At 70.8% G+C, this 2,470-nt stretch carries 2 protein-coding genes; one reads left to right on the top strand and one right to left on the bottom strand.

Translation table 11 applies throughout. The annotated features are described in order from the left end of the window. The first annotated feature begins 230 nt into the window (after positions 1 to 230). Positions 231 to 626: a PPOX class F420-dependent oxidoreductase gene (locus tag ACTHMS_RS16350; protein WP_440307727.1), complete on the top strand. Its 396-nt coding sequence runs from the start codon at positions 231 to 233 to the stop codon at positions 624 to 626. A 75-nt stretch (positions 627 to 701) separates the two neighbouring features. Here the strand turns inward: ACTHMS_RS16350 and ACTHMS_RS16345 are convergent, their stop codons facing one another. After that, positions 702 to 2,309, bottom strand: coding sequence for a metallophosphoesterase (locus ACTHMS_RS16345; protein WP_440307726.1), 1,608 nt, complete (start codon positions 2,307 to 2,309; stop codon positions 702 to 704). Positions 2,310 to 2,470 lie beyond the last annotated feature (161 nt).

Below are 2,470 nucleotides of genomic sequence, written 5' to 3'. Positions count from 1 at the left end.
GCGGGCGCGCGGCGTGCGTGAGCCGGCGGCCGGGCTGACGGCCCAGGCCGGCCTCGCGGCGTTCCACGTCGCCTTCGCCCGCTGGGTGGTGCCCACCAACCGGCGGACGCTGCCCCGTCTCGTCCGGGACATGCTCGACGAACTGCCGGTGGTCACGGCGCGCTGACGGAAGCAACGACGCTCACGTGCGGTTGGATGACATGGCAACGAGTCATCCCAAGGAGCCAGCCATGCCTCTGTCCGAGCACGTCGTCGCCCTCGCCAAGGGCCCGAACCCGGCCACCGTCGTCACGCTCATGCCCGACGGCCAGCCGCAGGCCCTCATCACCTGGATCGACACCGACGGCGAACACCTGCTCGTCAACACCGAGCCGCAGCGGCAGAAGGTGCGCAACGCCCGCCGCGACCCGAAGGTCACCGTCTCGATCATGCGGCACGACAACCAGTTCGACTGGGCCGAGGTGCGCGGCGAGCTCGTCCGCGAGATCACCGGCGACGAGGCCCGCGCGCATATCGACGAGCTGTCGCGCCGCTACGTGAGCACCGACTACCGGATGCCGGTCGGCCCGGAGGGCCGCGTCATCCTGGTGATCGCACCGAAGAAGGTCAACGAGTCGCCCTCCTGACGCACGAAACCCCCTGCTGTGGCTCGAGATCTGGGCTTGAAATGGGCCACACCAGGGGGTTCGCGAGGGTAGGGGTCAGTCGCGGCGTGGGCGCTGCAGCGTGAAGGTCTCGAAGACGCCGAGCTGTCCCTCGACGCCGACGACCTCGTAGTAGGTCACCTCGAGCTTGGTGATGCCGCCGCGCTCCGTGCCCGGGTCGACCCGGAAGGCGGCGAAGCCGTAGGGCTGCGCCTGGTCGCGCACGGCCGACCACGGGGCGGGCTCTTTGACGTAGACCGGGGCGCGCTTGCCCGTGGTCGGGTCGGGCGCGGTCACCGCGGTGATGACGCGGCAGGCCGGCGGCACGAAGAACAGCCCGTTGGACGGCGCCGAGGTGCCACCGCCGCCGAGCACCATGTGCACGGTGCCCTTGCTGGTGTCGACGACGTCGGTCGCCGTCGCCTGCGGGATCGGCGTGAGGGTCTGGTTCGACTCCTGCCCGCGGATGGGGTGCGAGCGCTCGTAGTGGTGCTCGTGGCCGCAGACCACGAGGTCGACCTCGTACCGGTCGAACAGCGGCAGCCACTCCTGGCGGACGCCGAGGTCGGCGCCGTTGAACTGGTCGGCCGTGCTGATCGCCACCTGGTGCATGCAGACGACGATCCAGTCGATGTCGCGATCGCCGCGGGCGGCGGCCAGTTCGCGCTCGAGCCACGCCTTCTGCGCGCCGTTGCTGTAGCCGCGCACGTAGCTGTTGCCGCCGTCCTGGTAGCAGACGTCGTCGTTGGCGATGCTGATGACGCGCACCGACCCCGCGGTGAACGAGTACCAGAGGCCGCGGGTGACGTCCGTCTGGCCCGGCTGCGGCGGCAGCGCGAAGTAGGTCTGGTAGGCCGCGTAGCCGATCGGCCCGTTGCCGAGCTCGTTCTCGTGGTTGCCTGCCGACGGCATCCACGGGCGGTTGCGGGCACTGCGGGTGTTGTTGCTCCAGAAGTCCGACCACGTGCGCACGCGGTCGTTCGCCAGGTTGGCGTAGCAGAGGTCGCCGTTGAAGAGGTGGAACAGCGGCTGCACCCGCTCGACACCCGCGGTCACGTCGGCGGCGGCGGGCGAGCCGAGGTTGTCGTTGACGTACGGCGGGTTCGCGATGGTCACGCCGGCCGGCGGCACGTACTTGCGGCCGGTGGTCGGCGTGCCCTGGTCGCCGAAGCTGGTGAAGGTGAACGCGGCGCGGCCGCGAGGGGCGGTGCGGAACGTGCCGAACTCGACCTCGGCGCCGTCGTGCACGGCGCCGTAGAGGTACTGCTCGTCTGCGTGCAGCCGGTCGAGGCGCGCGTGCTGGGCGTAGACGGTCCGGCCGGACTTCGCGTCGACGTACGAAACGACCTCGGCCCGCGCCGAGCGCTCGAAGCGGCCGTCGGTGCGCCCGAGCAGCACGCGCGGATTGCGCACGGGCTGCAGGCTGTGCCACGACACGACGACCTCGGACGACGCGTCCGAGCCGAACTGCAGGTGCAGGCCGTGCACGGCCGGCGTGGTGGTCGGGTCGTCGGGCGAGGAGCCCGGGCGTACCGGGCGGGCGGCGGCATCGGGCGCGCCGAGGGCGGTGGCCGCGGTCGCGGCGGCGCCGGCCGCGCCGACCGCGGTCAGGAACCCGCGGCGCGACAGCGCGGCACGGAACAGCGTTGCGTCATCGGTGGTCATGGCCGCGAGCCAAGCGCCTGCGTCCGGACATCACGGAACGGCGACGCGAACTCCCGGCGAAGCGCCGATGACGAGGTTTGGTGGGAAACACCCACAACAAGACCGATTAACACCCCAAAAATTTGGAGGAGAGGGGGGGTTAGGGTAAAAAAAAACAGCAG

This window comes from Jatrophihabitans sp. (assembly GCF_051960575.1).
Lineage (GTDB): Bacteria > Actinomycetota > Actinomycetes > Mycobacteriales > Jatrophihabitantaceae > JBQCEE01.
Note: the sequence above shows the minus strand (reverse complement) of the source record. Positions and strands in the feature narration are given on the sequence as shown.

What these genes read in the sequence shown, in the direction of transcription:
- ACTHMS_RS16345 (WP_440307726.1), bottom strand. Translation starts at nt 2,309, where the DNA reads ATGACCACCGATGACGCAACGCTGTTCCGTGCCGCGCTGTCGCGCCGC.
- ACTHMS_RS16350 (WP_440307727.1), top strand. Translation starts at nt 231, where the DNA reads ATGCCTCTGTCCGAGCACGTCGTCGCCCTCGCCAAGGGCCCGAACCCG.